Source organism: Streptosporangium sp. NPDC050148 (assembly GCF_055586505.1).
The window spans coordinates 164892-182285 of the sequence record NZ_JBVJIA010000016.1; the positions used below are offsets into that span (position 1 = coordinate 164892).

The 17394-nt window shown below is 73.6% G+C and carries 18 protein-coding genes; 7 read left to right on the plus strand and 11 right to left on the minus strand.

The features are described 5' to 3' along the window. The first annotated feature begins 26 nt into the window (after positions 1-26). Together ACZ6RT_RS19955 and ACZ6RT_RS19960 are read left to right on the plus strand one after the other, a co-directional pair. On the plus strand, positions 27-416 hold the full coding sequence (locus tag ACZ6RT_RS19955; RefSeq protein ID WP_470155227.1) for an ArsR/SmtB family transcription factor: 390 nt from the start codon (positions 27-29) through the stop codon (positions 414-416). Positions 417-425: 9 nt separating this feature from the next. Further along, positions 426-1064, plus strand: a complete 639-nt coding sequence (locus ACZ6RT_RS19960; protein WP_470155229.1) for an SRPBCC family protein — start codon at positions 426-428, stop codon at positions 1062-1064. A 225-nt stretch (positions 1065-1289) separates the two neighbouring features. Here the strand turns inward: ACZ6RT_RS19960 and ACZ6RT_RS19965 are convergent, their stop codons facing one another. From ACZ6RT_RS19965 to ACZ6RT_RS19975, 3 genes are all read right to left on the minus strand, one after another. Beyond that, the gene (locus tag ACZ6RT_RS19965; protein WP_470155231.1) at positions 1290-1931 is read right to left on the minus strand and encodes a phospholipase; all 642 of its coding nucleotides are present in this window, start codon (positions 1929-1931) and stop codon (positions 1290-1292) included. Positions 1932-2249: 318 nt separating this feature from the next. Continuing rightward, the gene (locus ACZ6RT_RS19970) at positions 2250-2921 is read right to left on the minus strand and encodes a hypothetical protein (RefSeq protein WP_470155233.1); all 672 of its coding nucleotides are present in this window, start codon (positions 2919-2921) and stop codon (positions 2250-2252) included. 72 nt (positions 2922-2993) lie between these two features. Continuing rightward, positions 2994-3401 (minus strand): hypothetical protein, encoded by a 408-nt coding sequence (locus ACZ6RT_RS19975; RefSeq protein ID WP_399185588.1) that lies wholly within the window; start codon positions 3399-3401, stop codon positions 2994-2996. A 353-nt stretch (positions 3402-3754) separates the two neighbouring features. Here ACZ6RT_RS19975 and ACZ6RT_RS19980 point away from each other — a divergent pair, with 353 nt between their 5' ends. Then, positions 3755-4315, plus strand: a complete 561-nt coding sequence (locus ACZ6RT_RS19980) for a flavoprotein (protein ID WP_470155235.1) — start codon at positions 3755-3757, stop codon at positions 4313-4315. A 193-nt stretch (positions 4316-4508) separates the two neighbouring features. On the opposite strand, the gene ACZ6RT_RS19985 is transcribed toward ACZ6RT_RS19980, so the two are convergent. From ACZ6RT_RS19985 to ACZ6RT_RS19995, 3 genes are all read right to left on the minus strand, one after another. Beyond that, positions 4509-5246 (minus strand): AAA family ATPase, encoded by a 738-nt coding sequence (locus ACZ6RT_RS19985; RefSeq protein WP_399185586.1) that lies wholly within the window; start codon positions 5244-5246, stop codon positions 4509-4511. A 100-nt stretch (positions 5247-5346) separates the two neighbouring features. Then, positions 5347-6198: an alpha/beta fold hydrolase gene (locus ACZ6RT_RS19990; RefSeq protein WP_470155237.1), complete on the minus strand. Its 852-nt coding sequence runs from the start codon at positions 6196-6198 to the stop codon at positions 5347-5349. Between the two features lie 104 nt (positions 6199-6302). Beyond that, a complete protein-coding gene (locus tag ACZ6RT_RS19995; protein WP_470155239.1) occupies positions 6303-7070 on the minus strand; it encodes an SDR family oxidoreductase in 768 nt (255 codons plus the stop codon). 81 nt (positions 7071-7151) lie between these two features. Here ACZ6RT_RS19995 and ACZ6RT_RS20000 point away from each other — a divergent pair, with 81 nt between their 5' ends. Further along, positions 7152-7781 carry a TetR/AcrR family transcriptional regulator gene (locus tag ACZ6RT_RS20000; protein WP_470155241.1) on the plus strand — a complete coding sequence of 210 codons (630 nt, stop codon included), beginning with the start codon at positions 7152-7154 and terminating at the stop codon, positions 7779-7781. Between the two features lie 58 nt (positions 7782-7839). On the opposite strand, the gene ACZ6RT_RS20005 is transcribed toward ACZ6RT_RS20000, so the two are convergent. From ACZ6RT_RS20005 to ACZ6RT_RS20025, 5 genes are all read right to left on the minus strand, one after another. Beyond that, on the minus strand, positions 7840-9798 hold the full coding sequence (locus ACZ6RT_RS20005) for an acyltransferase family protein (protein WP_470155242.1): 1959 nt from the start codon (positions 9796-9798) through the stop codon (positions 7840-7842). Between the two features lie 311 nt (positions 9799-10109). After that, on the minus strand, positions 10110-11360 hold the full coding sequence (locus ACZ6RT_RS20010) for an ROK family transcriptional regulator (RefSeq protein ID WP_470155244.1): 1251 nt from the start codon (positions 11358-11360) through the stop codon (positions 10110-10112). Positions 11361-11613: 253 nt separating this feature from the next. Beyond that, positions 11614-12867, minus strand: coding sequence for a Dyp-type peroxidase (locus ACZ6RT_RS20015; RefSeq protein ID WP_470155246.1), 1254 nt, complete (start codon positions 12865-12867; stop codon positions 11614-11616). Between the two features lie 21 nt (positions 12868-12888). Further along, positions 12889-13503 carry a copper chaperone PCu(A)C gene (locus tag ACZ6RT_RS20020; protein ID WP_470155248.1) on the minus strand — a complete coding sequence of 205 codons (615 nt, stop codon included), beginning with the start codon at positions 13501-13503 and terminating at the stop codon, positions 12889-12891. Between the two features lie 309 nt (positions 13504-13812). Next, positions 13813-14400 (minus strand): MFS transporter, encoded by a 588-nt coding sequence (locus ACZ6RT_RS20025; RefSeq protein ID WP_470155249.1) that lies wholly within the window; start codon positions 14398-14400, stop codon positions 13813-13815. Positions 14401-14690: 290 nt separating this feature from the next. Here ACZ6RT_RS20025 and ACZ6RT_RS20030 point away from each other — a divergent pair, with 290 nt between their 5' ends. The 3 genes from ACZ6RT_RS20030 (at position 14691) to ACZ6RT_RS20040 (ending at position 17317) form a co-directional block, all read left to right on the plus strand. Continuing rightward, positions 14691-15398, plus strand: a complete 708-nt coding sequence (locus tag ACZ6RT_RS20030) for a DUF998 domain-containing protein (RefSeq protein ID WP_470155251.1) — start codon at positions 14691-14693, stop codon at positions 15396-15398. A 153-nt stretch (positions 15399-15551) separates the two neighbouring features. Further along, the gene (locus ACZ6RT_RS20035; protein ID WP_399185576.1) at positions 15552-15926 is read left to right on the plus strand and encodes a YciI family protein; all 375 of its coding nucleotides are present in this window, start codon (positions 15552-15554) and stop codon (positions 15924-15926) included. A 131-nt stretch (positions 15927-16057) separates the two neighbouring features. Further along, the gene (locus ACZ6RT_RS20040; protein ID WP_470155253.1) at positions 16058-17317 is read left to right on the plus strand and encodes an RNA polymerase sigma factor; all 1260 of its coding nucleotides are present in this window, start codon (positions 16058-16060) and stop codon (positions 17315-17317) included. The last annotated feature ends 77 nt before the right edge of the window (positions 17318-17394 follow it).

Consider the following 17394-nt stretch of genomic DNA (forward strand, 5'->3'; position numbering starts at 1 on the left):
AAGCGGATACTGGTATAGTCGGACCCGTGAACGCCTTCGACGTTCTCGGTGATCCGGTCCGGCGCAGGATCTTGGAGTTGCTCGTCGACGGTGAGCAGACCTCCGGCCTGATCACCGCGACGATCCGCGAGGAGTTCGCGATCTCTCGATCGGCGGTGTCGCAGCATCTGCGCGTGCTGCGGGACAACGGATTCGCGACGGTCCGGGCGGAGGGCAACCGACGCCTGTACGCCCTGGACCCCGCACCGTTACGGGAGATCGACATGTGGCTGGAACGCTTCCGCCGGTTCTGGGGCCGGCACCTCGACGCGCTGGCCGTCGAGATCTCCCGCGGCGGGCGCGAACGCCGCTCCCCCACGGACCCGGACACGACGACCGGGGGCCCGGACACCACGCCCGGCACCCCGCACACCTAGGAGAAGGTCATGCTCGACATCATCGCCCAGATCAACGCCATCCACCGCGAGGTCGGCACCCGGCCCGGCGACGGCGGCGGGGACGGCGAGGACGTCGCCGTCCTGCTGCGACGCGACTACGACGCCTCTGCCGAGGAGGTCTGGGACGCCCTGACCGACCCCGACCGCATGAAGCGCTGGTTCCTGCCGGTCAGCGGTGACCTGCGCGCCGACGGCGACTTCCAGCTGGAAGGCAACGCCGGCGGGAGGATCCTGCGCTGCGAGCCGCCCCGCCTGCTCAGGGTGACCTTCGGGGGCGAGAGCAGCCTGGTCGAGGTGCGCCTGATCCCGGCCGGAGAGGGCACCACCCTCGAACTCGAGCACACCGTTCCCCTGGCGATGGTGGGCAGCGGTGCGGGCGCGCTCTACGTCGGGCCCGGATGGGACAGCGCCCTTCTGGCACTGGACCTCTTCGTCGGCGGCGAGAACGGCCCCGACCCCCTCACGGTGGCGGACTCGCCGGAGGGCCGGGAGTTCTCCCTCCGGTCGGTGCGCGCGTGGACGGCCACGGTCGAGGCCTCGGGCACCGCGGGTGAGGCCGACACCGCCGCCGCGGTCGAGGCCGCGCTCGCGCAGTTCGCCCCGGAAGAGGGCTCCACGTCCTCCTGAACACGGGCGTTCCACGACCGGGGCCCGGATCGGGAGGTCGTCCCCGATCCGGGCCCGGTCGTTTCCGGTGTCCGTCAGGCGTCCGGTCCCGGTGGACCCCGATGGGTGGGGGCGATCCGGGCGGGCCTCGTCATGTCGCCGGCGGTCCTCCGCTCCCCGCTCGCGCGGGGAGCGGACGGGTCACTCACCGGCTGCCGGGCGGCCCGCTCCCGGGCCGCCTCGCACTCACTGCTGCGCGGCCTGCTCCTGAGCGGGCTGCTCCTGGGTAGCCTGCTGCTCCTGGGTCGCCTGCTCCTGAGCGGGCTGCTCCTGAGCGGGCTGGTCCTGGGTGGCCTGCTGGTCCTGGGTGGCCTGCTCCTGCGCCGCCTGCTCCTGCGCGGCCTGGCGGACCCGCTCGATCTGCGCCTTGGTGACGTTGAGGGTGCCGAACTCCTTGACCGCCTGGTAGTAGGTCCAGGCGAGACCGTCACAGGTGGTCTTGGAGACGCCGGAGTATCCAGCGCAGACCTGCTTCATGTCGAAGTGGAAGGCGTTGTCGATGCGCGCCTTGTTCGCCGGGAACCGGCTCACCGCCTTGTAGTTGCGGTAACCGAAGTCGTGACGGCGGCACGGCATCCGGAAGTCGAAGCCGAGCGGCTGGTCAGGGCTGGTCGAGCACAGGTCGGTCGACCAGTCGAACCCGTAGCCCGCCCAGGCTCCCTGGTTCTGCCAGGCGGCACGCCAGCTCGAAGCGCTGGCCGCCGTGGGCTGGGAGAAGTTGGAGAGCGCGGCGAGCTTCTGCTCCAGCGTCACGGCGTGAGCGGGGAGCGCCAGTCCGAGGGATGCGGCGAGGAAGAGGGCGACGGTTGCCAGGGCGCGTTTGACCATGGTCTCTGCCTTTGTCCGGGGGGTGTGCCTCGTGGGCGGCAGAAATCTGCCACGGCCAACAATGCGGCGAAACGGCCGTGAACACCGAAGCAGATCTTCGTCAAGATCAACACCGGTGTTCGTTAACGGTCGCTCTTTACAGGGATGACAGCCTGTTGTAAGAGCGCATCCCGAAGGGACGAGCGGCTCGACCGGGCCTCGGCGCACGGTCGCCCATCGCGGACTCGACTTCCCGGAAAGTCCCCTTTCTCACCCGCGGGGCCGACTTTCCCGGACAGCCCGATCATTCGTGGGGACCGGCCGTCGCGGGCCGCCCGCTCACTCGCGCGAGCCCGCGGCGGGGACCCGGCCGCCCTTCTCCCGCCGGGAGGCGCGGGCCCGCCAGAGCGGGTAGAGGAGCGCGGTGAGGACGCAGAACAGCGGCGTCGGGTTGCCGACCACGAACGTGGCGAGGACGTAGTCGAGAACGGGTGCCAGGAGCACGAAGCCGGGCACCCAGGCCGGTGGCGCGGGAGGTTTCACGGGCCTCGTTCCCCAGGGGGTCCGCTTCCACGGCTTGGCCACCGACACCCACGCCTGGAAGGCGATGGCCGAGACCATGAGCAGCGTCGCCCCGAGGAGGACGGGGTCGGCGTCGCGCGTACCGTGAGCGAGCGCCGTGAGCCTGGGGCCGAGCAGGAAGATGCCCGCGTAGAGCTGGGAGAGCGTGATGGCGAACTTGACCAGCACCCACCAGTACTGGAAGTAGCCCCACCGGGTCATGGCGGACAGCATCAGCCCGGTGAAGGCGGAGGCGTTGGCGAAGTGCAGCAGCACCTGGGTGTCGAGCAGTTCCGCCATCGCGTAACCGCTGTCGTCACCGGAGGACATCGCGTAACCGCTCAGCGCGAACAGGGCGAGGGCCTGGCTCATCCAGGCCACCGAGGTCACGACGTGCGACCACACGAGCAGATGGCGGGCGGTGGGGGTCACCGTCAGCACCCCTTCCATAGGCAGATGGACTACATGTAGCCAATCTACCTATGGTCGGTACGGGTGACACCGGGATGCCGGGTGGCCGGCCTATCCGGCCGCGCCTCCGCGCCGGGACGCCAGGAACGCGACCAGGCCGACGCCCAGGAGGAGGGCGGGCAGGAGCAGCAGGGAACCCACGACCCACAGGCCGCTGTCGTCCGACAGGGCGGCGTCGACCGACCAGGCCAGCCACGTCACCACGGCGACGGCGGCGGTGCCGAGCACGGGGTGACCGCGCCGGCCGGCGACGACGGCGAGAATCCCCAGGACGATCACCAGCCCCGCCACCTGCCAGGTCTGGTACGGGCCGCTGACAGTGCCGTCCGGCGCGACGTCCCGTTGCCGGTCCCATCCCAGCCAGGCCAGGTAGTTCACCGCGGACGCCACGGCCAGGATCACACCGGTCCGGACGCCTGTCGCACCGCGCCGGGTACGGGGGGCTTCGCCTTCTGTCACGATCTTCACGCTTCCTTCGGCGACGGTCGCCTCCGACGATGTGCACCGCCGGATCGCGACCACGGGGATTCGAGAGGGCGGTATCGTACGCCGGAAACGGCCGGAGATGGGTGATCGTCCTCAGATGTTGAGTGGCGAGCGGGTCGACGGCGCCTCCCGGCTCCCGGCTGCGGCCCGGACGGAGATCTGGCCGGACGGGGACCGCCTCCGGGCCCGCGTACCGTGGACCTCGTCGACGGAGCGGAGGACGAGGGCGAGATGCGACACCGTGAACGCGCCGGGTGGCCCGGAGCGGCCCGAGCCGGCGTCCACGACGAGGCGCGCGAGCGCACCGCACCCCGCGGAGTCCCCGCGTGACCGGGTCCGGCCGGGTCCTCTACGTCATCGTGTGCGCCGCGGGTGCCGCCGGTGGCGTCGGCCGTCTCGTCACGCTCGCCCAGGACGACGGGTGGATCGTCCAGGTCGTCGCCACCCCGTCCGCCCTGGGCTTCGTCGACGTCCCCGCCCTGGAGACGCAGACCGGCCGTCCCGTGCGCAGCCGGTACCGCACGCCGGACGAACCCAAGCCGCCGCGGGCCGATGCGATCATCGTCGCGCCCGCGACCTACAACACCGTCAACAAGTTCGCCCAGGGCATCGCCGACACCTATGCCCTGGGCCTGCTGGCCGAGGCCCCGGGCCTGGGGATCCCGGTGGTCGTCCTGCCGTTCGTCAGCGCGGCCCTGGCCTCCCGTACGCCGTTCCGGCACAGCGTCGAGCGGCTCCGCGCCGAGGGCGTGCGCGTCCTGTCCGGCCCCGGGGGGTTCGAGCCCGGCGAGGGTTCCGACGCGGATGTCGGCGGCGACCACCCGTGGCACTTCGCCGTGAGCTCCATGCGCGAGCTGACGTCGCGACCGTCGGACGGGCCTGCGTGAACGCTTTGACGTGAGCGGCCCCAGCTTGAGCCGTCATGGCATGAGTCGTCCCGGCATGAGCGGTCACGGTGTGAACGGCCGCGGCGTGAACGGGCCGATCCCGGCCTGCGCACTTCCCGGAGCGAGCACTTCCCGGCGCGAGCGGAACGGTCCCCGCGGGAGAGCCCGGCCCGCCCGTCGTCGGGCCGGGCGGTCAGTCGCCGGTGTCGTCGTCCAGGACGTAGCGCAGGTAGAAGTCCGGCTTGGCGAGGAAGCGCCGCCAGTGGTCGACGATCTGGAGGCTCTCCCACTCCCTCGGCCGGATGCCGTCCTCGCCGAGTTCCAGGATGCGCGCGCCGGGGAGGCTGGTCAGGATCGGTGAGTGGGTGGCACAGATGATCTGCCCGCCCTCGCGCGCGGCCCGGTCCATCAGGCCGACCAGCCGCAGGCAGGACTGGAACGACAGGGCGGCCTCCGGCTCGTCCAGCAGGTAGATGCCCGGCCCCTTCACCATGTGCTCCAGCACGGTGAGGAACCCCTCCCCGTGGGACTGCTCGTCGGGGTGCTCCTTCCAGTACCCGGGCAGGCCCGACACCCCGCGTCCCAGGTTGATCAGGGTCTCGGCGCGGAGGAAGAACACCCGCCGCTTGAGCCGGGGCCCCCGGGTGAGGCGCAGGCCGGTGACGGTGAAGTCGGCGTCGAGGACCCCGCCCAGCTCGGTGACCGGGCCCGTACTGGCGTAGCGGGTGCCGGCCTTGCCGCCTTCGGAGTTGACGCCGCACACGTCGGCGATCGCCTCGACGATCGTGGACTTCCCGGAACCGTTCTCCCCCACCAGGAAGGTGACCGGGACGGTGAGGTCCAGACCGTGTTCGGCGAGATGCCGCACGGCGGGCAGGGTCGCGGGCCAGCCGGACGGTGGACGGGGGACGCTCAGGCCGGTGAGGAACACGGACCCTCGCGGTCACGTCCGGGCACGGGCCGCGCCCGGTCTCCCTCCGGCCGGTACGGGTGGCGTGCCACGTCCGGCTCGTACGGGCGGAGGGCGCCTCTCACGCGAAGAAACCGGCCAGCGCGGGGGCCAGCACCTTCTCGGACACGCCGTGCCACTCGCCCGGAAGGGTCAGGTGGCGCCCCCGGGGAAGGGCCGCCGCCACGTCCGCGGCCCAGCCGCGCAGACGCTCGTCGCTGGACGAGCTGTTGATCACCAGGGTCGGCACCGTGACGGACCGGAGCGTGGCGGCGGAGACGGCCGACGTCATCCGGCTGTCGTAGGCGAGCGTGTGCGCGATGCCCTCCAGCGCCGGGAAGAAGGGCGCCTGCCGCAGCCCCGCGACGATCTCGTCGGGGACGCCGATGCTCCTGTGGAAGTGCTCGACCGCGTCGGCCCGGCGACCGGAGGCGACGAGCTCGTCGATCTCGGCCGCGAGGTCACCCTCCCCCTGCGCCCCGTCCTTCCGAGGCCCGCTCCCGCGCGACTCGTCCTCGTGCGATCCGTCCGCGTCACTCCCCACCCCGTCCTCCCGCGACGGCCGGTCGAGGGTGATCGGCGGTTCGAGAAGCGAGAGCATCGTGATCGGCAGCCCGGCCGCCGCGCCGAGCAGGCCCAGGGCCGCACCGGAGGAGAACCCGTGCACGAACGCCGGCTCCCCGGCCGCCTCGATCACGGCCGCGAGGTCCTCCACCTCCCGCTCCACCGCGTACGGCAGGGTGTCGCCGCTCTCGCCGCGCCCGCGCCTGTCGTAGGTCACGACCGTGAACCCGTCGGCGAGGCGTTCGGCGAGCGGGCCCATGGGACCGAACCCGCGGAACCCGCCCGCCGCGTCGACCAGCACCAGCGCCGGCCCCGCCCCCGTCCGCTCGAACCCGATGCGCGTGCCGTCGCGGGACGTCGCCGTCGCCATGGTGCCCCCTTCGTCCGGTGGCCCCCGACGGTACCGGGTGCCACCGACAGAACCGGGCGCGGGCACGCGCGACGGACCGACGCCGCCGGCCCTGGCGGGGAAGGTCACAACCCGGCGCCGCCGGTCGCGTCGATCACCCTGCCGGTCACCCATCGGGCGTCGTCGGAGGCGAGGAACGCCACGATGTCGGCGATGTCCTCCGGCTGCCCGACCCGGCCCAGCGCGGCCAGCGACGCGGCGTGGGCCTCGGCCTGCGCGTTGCCCCGCAGCCACCCCGCGTTGACGTCGGTGTCGACGATGCCGGGGGCCACCGAGTTCGCGGTGATCCCCCGCGGGCCCAGTTGCTTGGCGAGGTTGAGGGTGAAGGTGTCCAGGGCGCCCTTGGTGGAGCCGTAGGCGATGATCTCCGGCATGGCGAGGCGGGCCGCGCCACTGGAGATGTTGACGATCCGCCCGCCGTCCCGCAGCCGCCCCAGCCCCTCCTTCACGATGAAGAACGGCGCCCGGACGTTCACGGCGAAGACCTCGTCGAACCCCTCCTCGGTGAGCGAGGCCAGGTCCGCGCTGCGGCCGATACCGGCGTTGTTCACGATGATGTCGACGCCTCCGCCGGGCGCGTGCTCCGTGATCCGGGCGTCGAAGGCGGCCCAGAGCGTCGCCGCGCAACCGCGCGCGCCCAGTTCCGCCTGGATCGCGAAGGCCCGGCCGCCGTCCTTGCGGATCCGCTCGACGACCTCGTCCGCCGCGGTCTCGTCGCGGGCGAAGGCGACGGCCACCACGGCGCCGTCCCGGGCGAGCCGCTCGGCGATGGCCCGTCCGATCCCCCGGCTGCCGCCGGTGACCAGCGCGACCTTGTCCTCCAGTGCGTACATGCCGACCGCCCTTCTTTATTGAGTGACCTACCAACAAATACGGTAGCACCATTTCTTGGTGAATCGCTCTAGAATGTGGGCATGGGGACGACAGGCGCGGCACGGGGACGTCCGCGCACATTCGACCGCGAGGCGGCCCTGGCCGTGGCCGTCCGGTTGTTCTGGGAGCGCGGCTACGAGGCCACCTCCGTCGGCGAGCTGAGCGAGGCGATGGGGATCAGGCCGGGCAGCCTGTACGCCGCCTTCGGTGACAAGCGGTCGCTGTTCAGGGAGGTGGTGCGCACCTACGGGCGCTCGCCCGTCGGCGCGTTCGTGGGCGTGGCCCTGGAGGAGGAGCCCACCGCGTACGGCGCGTTCGCCCGGGTGCTGCGCGAGGCCGCGGCGACCTACCCCGACCCCTCCCACCCGGCCGGCTGCCTGACCATCAGCGCGGCGACCAACGTCACCCCCCAGGACGCCGACGTCGAGGCGTTCCTGCGCGACCTGCGCAACGCCAACCTCTCGGTCTTCGAGGCCCGCCTGCGTACGGCGCAGCGGGAGGGCGAGCTCCCCGCCGACGCGAGTCCCCGCGCGCTGGCCGGGTACTTCGCCGCGGTCGTCCAGGGGATGTCACAGCGCGCCCGGGACGGCGCCGGCGCGGCCGAGCTCGCCGAGGTCGCCGAGCTGGCCCTGAGCGCGTGGCCGGGACGCGAGCCGGGCCCGCCACGCTGACGCACGGCCTGCGGCGGTCCTTCCTGGCGCCGCGTCCGGCGGGGAGGGGACGCCGGGATCAGGGGCCGAGGGCCCGCCGGACCTCCTTCTCCAGCACGGGCGCCAGGCTCCGCATGAAGGTGGCGGTGATGTGTCCCTTGTCGGAGTAGACCATCAGGTTCCCGATGACCGAGGGGCAGCGGTCCCGCGGGCAGAGCAGCGGGGTGAGGTCGGCGAACGTCACGTTGGACGGCGGGCGGCGGAGCCGGGCGGCCGGTGAGACCGCGGCGAGGCTGTGCCGCTCGTCGTCCACGCAGGCCCCGGGGCCCTTGACCTCGACGCACTCGGGCGGGTCGAAGGGCATGCGGGGCGTGTCGCGGATCGCCAGCACCTCCACGCCCATCGCGCCGAGCTGCCGCCACCGCTCGACGTACCCGCCCGGGAGCGTCTCGCCGCGCTCGAACGGGCTGGAGATCGTGGCGGTGGTGACCAGCAGGTCCGGCTCGATCCGCCGTACCTCCGCCATGACGTCCCGCTGCCACCGGTCGCAGGAGGGGTAGGCCCTGCCCTGGTAGCGCTGCGGCTTCGTGGAGAGCGCGCACGCCCCCTTGGTCATGTTCACCACCTGCCAGCCGTTGGCGTCGGCGATGGCGTGCAGGGCCGGGAACCAGTGCGCGGCGTGCGAGTTGCCGGCCAGGACGATGGTACGGGTCGGGTTCGCGGCGCCGTACCGGCAGGTCAGCAGCTCGTCGCGGCCGGTGACCTGGTTGCAGCCGTCGGCGTAGGTCCGGGGGCGGTCGCGGGCGGCCACGGCCGGGGCCGGGACGATGCCGCCCTCCTGCCGGACCTGGTCGTCCTGCCGGGACGTCCACACCCCGGCGACCACCAGCACCGGGAGCAGGCACGCCAGGCCGATCGCCGCCGGGCGCGCCGTGCCGCCCAGGGGGATCCGGCCGGTGAGCGCCGTGGTGGCCGCGGCGAGGACGAAGGAGGCGACCAGGATGAGGGCGATGCCCTTGGGACTCGCCGCGGTACGGCCGGTCTGCGCCAGGTAGAAGATGAAGATCGGCCAGTGCCACAGGTACAGCGCGTAGGAGATGCTCCCCACGTACATCATGGGACGCAGGGTGAGCAGCCGGTCGGCGCCGAACGCGCTGCCGGTCACCCCGGCCACGATGATCATCACCCCGGCCCCGGTCGGCCACAGGGCCGCGTACCCGGGAAAGACCGTGGAGACCTGGAGCAGCAGCCCGCACGACACCAGCCCCGCCAGGCCGATCCAGCCCAGCGCCACCCGGACCGCGCCGGGGGGCCGCAGGTACGGCAGCACGACCGCGAGCATCCCGCCCAGGGCGAACTCCCACAGCCGGGCCCCGGTGTCGAAGTAGGCCCACCGCTGGTCGGCCGCGGTCCGCACCACCGAGTACGCGAGCGAGGCGGTGAAGACCAGCGCCGTCACCCCGAGGAACGCCGCCCGCGGGCTCCGGCCGTGGCGCGCGGCCACCGCGGCCGTCAGGGCCAGCAGGACCGGCCACAGCACGTAGAACTGGCCCTGGACGGCCAGCGACCAGAAGTGCTGCACCGGGCCGGCCGCGTTGCCCCCGGCCAGGTAGTCGACGGCCGCCGACGCCAGGTGCCAGTTCTCGTAGTACAGCGCGGAGGCGAACACCTCGGCCAGCGTGTCGTGCCACCGGGTCCGCGGGAGCCAGAGCAGCGTCCCGGCCAGCACGCCGAGCAGCACCAGGGCGACGGTCGGCAGGAGCCGCCCGGCCAGGCGCGCGGCGAACGCGCCGAACTCCACCCGCCCGCGGCGCTCCACCGTGCGCAGCAGGGAGCCGGTGATGAGGAAGCCGGTGAGCATCAGGAACACGTCCACGCCACCGGACACCCGACGCGGCCAGATGTGGTAGATCACCACGAGCAGGACGGCGACGGCCCGCAGCCCCTCGATCTCCGGCCTGCGCTCGCTCCGCGTCCCTGCCCGCGCCGCCCGTGCCGCCGACCGGCCGGTGGGCAGGACGTCCACGGGAGCCGACACCCTTCACCTCCGCGCTGGATGACGGGCCCCGCCGCGGGCACCCGGCCCGGTCGCGCCGTCATGCCACGGGCATCCGGCCCGGTCGTACCGTCATATCGTCAGAAGAACCTATACCTCCCGGCCCGGGCGACGAGCGGTGTCGCGTCCTTCCGGGCCTCCCGGTCCGCGGTCCGCCCGGAGCCGGCGAGGCCGCGCGACGGGCGCGCGAGCACCGTCGTCACCGTGCGGCGGGGACCTTCCAGGCAAGGAGGATCGTCGGGACGGTTCATTCCGGAGGCGTGAGGCCGTCCGCCGGCCGGGGGTTCACCGGATCATGGCGTCGCGCGGGCGGGCACCGGTCTGCGGCGCGCGGCCCGGACGGCGTCGCCCTGGGCGAGCACCTCCAGGGGGCTGGCCAGCACCCTGGCGAAGGCGAGCTCGGCGGCGCCGATCAGGGTGGCGTCGTCCCCCAGGGCCGAGGTGCGCAGCAGCGCCTTGCGGGAGATCATCAGCACGTTGGCCTCCACCCGGTCGCGGACCTGGGCCGCCGCCCCCGGGTAGACCTCGCGCAGCATCCCGCCGAAGATCACCATGCCGGGGTTGAACAGGTTGATCAGGTTCGCCACCCCGATGCCCAGCCAGTCACCGATCCGGCGCAGCGCGTCCCGGGCCCTGAGATCACCGCGGTCGGCGGCCTCCACCACGGCCCGCACGCCCTCGCGGCCGAAGAGGTCGGCGGAGCGGCCGGCCGCGTCGATCAGGGCCTGCTCGCCGACCTCCGCCTCCAGGCAGCCCTGGGAGCCACACCCGCAGGGCCGCCCGTCGTGCGGGTTCACCATCATGTGCCCGAGCTCGCAGCCGTACCCGCCGTCACCGTCCAGCAGCTTGCCGCCGACGATGATCCCGCCTCCCACGCCGACGTCGCCGTGCAGGTAGACCAGGTTGTCGAAGCCGACCCCGGCGCCGCGTTCGTGCTCGGCCAGCGCTCCCAGGTGGGCCTCGTTGCCCACCGCGACCGGCAGCCCGAGCCCCAGCCGGTGGCCGAGCTCGGTGCCGAACGCCTGGTCCACCCAGCCCATGTTCGGCCCGAAACGCACCATCCCGTCGCCGGGCCGGATCATGCCGCAGTACGCCGCCCCGACGCCGACGCAGATCGCCTCCGGGCTCGCCTCGCGGTGCAGCCGCCGGGCGAACCCGGCGAGCACCCCGACCACGTCGTCCAGGTCGGCCCCGGCGCGCGGCCGGACCGCCTCCATCCGCTCCAGGACCGTCCCGCCCAGCCCGACCCTGGCCGCGACCAGCCGGTCCACCCGGACGTCGAAGGCCAGCACGTACACCCGGTCGGACTCCGGCCGGACCACCAGCGAGGGCCGGCCCGCCCTGCCGGTGTCGGTGGGACGTTCCTCGCGCACCAGGCCCGCCGAGGTGAGCTCGGCGGTCAGCGCCATGATGGTGCTCCGGTTCAGGCCCATCCGGTCGGCCAGCACCGTACGGGAGACCGGCCCGCCCAGGTGCACCTGCCGGAGCAGGGCGCCCAGGTTGTGCCGGCGGATCTCCTCCTGGGACCGACCGGCTTTCAGCATCGTGGGGATCCTGACGACTCGGGGACTGTCATCCTGCTGCGCCACCTCGGGACAGGAGGCTCGCACCGCCCGCGGGCGGCGGGACGAATCCTGTCACGACGCGAGAATACCAATCGGCGCCCGCCCGGCACCGTCACGAGGAGGGCGGGATCGCGTGTGACTCCCGCGTGACGCCGGGGGACGCGAGCACCGGGGAGCCCGCCGGTCCCCCTCGTCCAGGGCGAGGAGGGACCGGCGGAGCGATGGGGCCGTCTCAGCCGAGCAGGCTCTCGCCGATCCAGCCGTCCGGGGGGCACCCCGGCGGGATGGCGAAGACGGCCGAGCCGATGGGGGTCGTCCACTCGTTGAGCAGGTCGGCCTCGGCCAGCCTGCGCTGGACGGGGACGAACTGCCGGTCGATGTCGGCCTGGTAGGAGGCGAACAGCAGGCCCGAGTCGGCGTGCCCGTCCGGGGTGAGCCCCTCGTCGTAGTTGTAGACCCGGCGCAGCATCCGCATGCCCGGATCGGCGACGTGGGCCCGCCGGATGTGCGCCTGCTCGGAGATGACGGGGAAGCCGATCGCGTTGAGCCTGGTGAAGTCGGCCTCGTCGCGCTCGTCCCGCCCGGTGAGCGGGGCGCCGTTGTCCAGGCGGCGCCCCACCGTGAACTCCTTCCCGACCCGGTCCACGGCGTCCCACGTCTCCATCTCCGCCCGGATGCGCCGCAGCACCAGCGTGGTGCCACCGCGCAGCCAGGCCGGGCCGTCGCTCACCCAGACCGCCCGGTCGAAGTCGGGGGTGCCCGGGAGGGGGTTGACGGTCCCGTCCAGCTGTCCCATGACGTTGCGCTGGGTCAGCCCGGCGGCGTGGGTGTACGCGCCGCGCCGGAAGCCCCGCTGGGTCCAGCGGACCTTCGCGAACGCGCGGGCGTCCTTGACCGTCATGCGCAGGGCGTGGGTCAGGGTGAGGGCGTCGTCGGCGCAGATCTGCAACAGCAGGTCCCCGCCGCTCCACTCCTTGCGCAGCCTGTCGACCTTGAACGCGGGCAGCGGCGCCACCTGCCCGGGACGGCGGTCGGCCAGCCCGGCCGCCGTGAAGAGGCCGGGACCGAACCCGAAGGTCACCGTCAGCCGCGAGGGCAGGACGGCGAGCTCGGGCTCGGTGTCGGCCAGGGCGGGCCTGCCCTGGGTCAGCCGCCGGGCGTCGTCGGTGAGCAGCCGCATCATCCGCCCCAGCGCCTCGCGGCCGACACCGGGCAGCAGGTCAAGGCCGACGAAGACCCCGTACGTCTGCGGCGGTGTCGCGATCCCCGCCTGGTGGACGCCGTCGAACGGTTCCGTCACCAGGCCGCCGGAGCCGTCGGAACCGCCCGGGACGCGGGAGACGCCCGAGGGCGCGGGGGACGCCGCGGCGGGCCGGGGGGCGGCCGGGGGGAGGACCTGGTCGGGCGCGCACGCGGCGAGGGCGCCGGCCGCGGTGGCGGCGCCCCCCGCGAGCAGGCCTCTGCGACTGAGTCGAGGTTCCCGCATGAGCTCTACTCCGTTTCCCGGTCAGCCGTCACCCTTGTCCCCCTTCGGGTGCTTGCCGGGCTCGTAGTGCTCCTCGCCGCCGGCGAACTCCTTGCCGATCGCGGTGAACTCCAGGGTCCCGCCGCCCTTGAGGGTGAGGGTGAAGGGGATCCGCGCTCCCGGCTTCACCTCCTCGGTGACGCCCATCAGCATGATGTGGTCGCCGCCGGGCTGGAGCCGGTGGGTGCCCCGGGGCGGGATCACGAACCCGCCCTCCTTGGGCCTCATGATCATCTTTCCCCCGGATTCGACGACCTCGTGCAGCTCGATCACCGGCGAGAGCGGGGAGGTCCCGGAGACGACCGTCACCTCGGCGTCGGTGGGATTGACCAGGGTCCCGAAGGCGGCGCTCATCCCCTTCGGGGCGGTCTTCACCCAGGGGTCGGTGATCGTCAGCGTGGCGCCGGGAGCGGCCGCGGCGGAGGTCGTGGAGCTCGCGGAGCTCGGGACGGCGGCCGGTGCCGTGCCGGCCGGGGCTCCCTGGGGGGCCGGGGACCCCTCGGACCCGCACGCGCCGAGGACCGTCACGGCCGCGATCAGGATCCCCGCGGAGACGGCGCGGCGGATCGGGGCGGGGGTGGTACGTCGAGCGGACATGGTGATGCCTTTCTTCCGGCCGGACGGCCGGCGGGACCCGGCGGAACGCCGCCGAGGAGGCCGCCGGGCGGACGGCCGGGATCGTCACGATGGTTCGGTGCGCCGGGCGGCCGGACGGCCACGCGCGCGCCCCTGCCGTACACACGTGGCCGGACGGCGCATGAGAGCGGTCCCGGGGTCACGCGGGCGGCCCTGCGGCCGTACGAACGGCCGGGGCGGGGACACGAGCGGCCGGAGCGGCGGCATCGGCGAAGGCCCGCGCGGGCGTGCGCGCGGGAGGAGGGAACGGGCCCCGGGTGACCCGGTGGGTCAGCCGGAGACGGCGGTGACGGTCGCCGGGGGGCCGCGCCTGCTGACGGCGTGGCGCAGCACGGCGGAGCGGAGGACTCCCGGCTCGGCCGTGCCCGTGGCCGGGAACGGGACGTGCACCGGGGTGACGAACACGATCAGCACCCGGCGGAGCCGCACGCCGAGCCTGCGCAGCAGCGCCCACAGGGCCGCCTCGCCGCGGGCCATCCACAGCCCGGTCAGCCCGACGGCCCACCCGTGCGCCACCAGCATGCCCAGACCGGGCAGCAGCCCGGAGTGGACGTGTCCCATCACCTCGGCCGGGGACGTGGCGTGCGCGAGGGAGAACAGCACGTGCAGGACGGCCTGCACGCCCGCCAGCAGCGGCAGGATCGTCGCCGTCGTGCGCTCGCGTCCCGAGACGGCCAGGGCCGTCGCGAAGGCCACGGCGAGGGCGGCGGCGGCACCCGGCGCGGAGACCGAGCCTCCCGCGAGGACGTGCGCTCCCACGCTCAACCCCAGGCAGACCACGGCGAAGACGGCGGCGCGCGCGGAACGGAACGTCATGTCCGCTCGCGTGGCGGCCGGGCCGGTCGTACTGGAGGTCACGGGAGACATCCTCTCAGCCGGGTGGCCCGCCGTGAAGATCGGGTCGGTGGACCGTGGGGCCCGGCCCGGCACGCAGGCGCGGTCCCGGAACGGTCCCCGCCCTCACGGGTCCCGTGGCGGGAGCCCTTCCGGGCGCGGGAGCCCCCTTCGGGGGCCGGAGCCGTACCCCCTGTAAAAAATCATGAAAAGAATCCGGGCGGTCTGTCGAATCGGCCCGGTCCCGTTCGAAGCCTGGTCACAAGGGCCGGAAGAAACAGCGGACCGGCCCCGGACAGCTGAGGAGACAGGCCATGACCCAGCAGACGACGGGTACCGGCGACAGGAGGGTCACGGGCCGGAGGATCGGCGACCCCGCGCCGGGCGTCACGACGTCGCTCCTGGCCTTCGGCGTCATCGCCGGGCCGGTGTACGTCGTGGTCTCGGTCGCCCAGGCGCTGACCCGGGAGGGTTTCGACCTCACCCGCCACGCCTGGAGCATGCTCGCCAACGGTGACCTCGGATGGATCCAGATCGCCAACCTCGTCCTGACCGGGCTGGCGACCGTCGCCTGCGCGGCCGGCCTGCGCCGGGCCCTCACCGGCGGGACCGGCGCGACCTGGCTGCCCCGGCTCGTCGCCGCGTACGGGGTGAGCCTGATCGGCGCGGGGATCTTCCCGGCGGATCCGGGGCTGGGGTTCCCGGCGGGCACGCCGGAGGGGCCGGGCCCGGTGAGCTGGCACGGGACGCTCCACTTCGTCGTCGGCGCCGTGGGCTTCGTGTGCGTGACCGTGGCCTGCCTGGTCGCGGGGAGCAGGTTCGCCGCCGAGGGTCGCGGGGGATGGGCCCTGTACTCGCGGATCACCGGCGTGATCTTCCTGGTGACCTTCCTCGGCATCGCGGCGGGCGGCGGGGCCACCTGGTCCATCATGACCTTCATCACCGGGCTCGTGGGCCTGTGGGCCTGGCTCGCGGCCCTGTCGATCCACCTCCGCGGGCGCGTCTCACCCGGACACGCCTGACCCTGACCGGCGCCCCGCACGCCGGAGAACACCCCGTCCGTCGCCCGGCACCACCGACACCACCGAGACCACCGTCGCCCGGCACCACCGACACCACCGTCGTGCGACACCACCGAGAACACCGAGAACCACCGTCGAAGAAGGAGACGTCCGATGCGCTACCTGGTCACCCTGAAGGTCCTCAACCAGCCCACGACCCCGCCGCCCGCCGAGCTGATGGAGGCCATCACCATGCTCGGCGAGGAGGCCACCCGGGCCGGCGCCCTGCTGGACAACGGCGGGCTGGCCCCGCGCGCCGAGGGCGCCCGGGTCGAGCTGGCCGGGGGGAAGCTGACCGTCACCGACGGCCCGTTCGCCGAGGCCAAGGAGATGATCAGCTACGCCCTCTACCAGACCCGGTCGAAGGAGGAGACGATCGAGTGGACCTCCCGCTTCCTGAAGCTGCACCGCGACCACTGGGAGGGCTGGGAGGGCGAGGCCGAGGTGCTGCGCGTCTTCGGTCCCGAGGACTTCGCCGCCCCGTCCTGACCCCGTCCCCTCCGGCCGTGCCGCCGTCCTGACCGGCGGCGCGCAGTGGCGGCGCCCCCGCCGTACCTCGCGATCGCGCGGCGGCGGGGGCGCCGTCGCGTGTGGGGGACGGCGTGATTGGATCGGTCGTCATGGGGGTCGACGATGCTCACCGGAGGGTCGAGGCGGTCTGGCGGATCGAGTCCGCCAGGGTGATCGGCGGCCTGGCCAGGATCGTGAACGACATCGGGCTGGCCGAGGAGCTGGCACAGGACGCCCTGGTCATCGCGCTGGAGCAGTGGCCGGTGGACGGGGTGCCGGACAACCCCGGCGCCTGGCTGATGCTCACCGCCAAGCACCGGGCCATCGACCTGCTGCGCCGCAGGAACACCTACGAGCGCAAGCTGGAGGAGGTCGGCCGGGACCTGGAGCTGCGCCGGTGGGCGGCCGAGGAGGAGGTCGAGGACGCTCTCGACGACCCCGTCGGCGACGACGTGCTGCGCCTGCTGTTCACCGCCTGCCATCCGGTGCTGCCGGCCGAGGGACGCCTGGCGCTCACCCTGCGGCTGCTGGGCGGCCTGACCACCGGGGAGATCGCCCGCGCCTTCCTGGTGCCGGAGCCGACCGTCGGGCAGCGGATCTCCCGGGCCAAGCGCACACTGGCCGACAGGCGGGTGCGGATCGAGATGCCCCCGCCGGACGAGCTGGGCGGCAGGCTCTCCTCGGTCCTGGAGGTGGTCTACCTCGTCTTCAACGAGGGGTACTCGGCGACCGCCGGTCACGACTGGACGCGCCCCTCGCTCTGCGAGGAGGCGCTGCGCCTGGGACGGATCCTGGCGGGCCTGATGCCGGACCAGGCCGAGGTGCACGGCCTGGTCGCGCTGATGGAGATCCAGGCGTCCCGGCTGCGGGCCAGGACCGGGGCGGACGGCGGGCCCGTCCTCCTGCTCGACCAGGACCGCAGGCTCTGGGACCGGCTGTTGGTACGCCGCGGGCTGGAGTCGCTCGAACGCGCCGAGTCGCTCGGCACGCTGGGGCCCTACGGCCTGCAGGCCGCGATCGCCGCCTGTCACGCCCGCGCGTCGTCCGCCGACGACACCGACTGGGAGCGGATGGCCGCCCTCTACCGGTTGCTGGTCCACGTCTTCCCCTCTCCCGTGGCCGAGCTGAACCGCGCGGTCGCGGTGGGGATGGCGTACGGCCCGGCGCGGGGGCTGGAGATCGTGGAGAGGCTGACGGCGGAGCGCGCGCTCGCCGGTTACCCCCAGCTGCCGGCCGTACGGGGGGATCTGCTCGCCAGGCTGGGCCGCCTCGACGAGGCGCGCGCGGAGTTCGGGCGGGCCGCCGGGCTCACCCGCAACGAGCACGAGCGCGTCCTCTTCCTGGCCCGCGCGAAGGATCCGGAGGGCTGACGTCCGGGCCCGGGGTCCGGGACGTGGCGCGACGGAGCCCGGGAGCCCGAGGAACGGGGAACGGGAACGGGGACGGG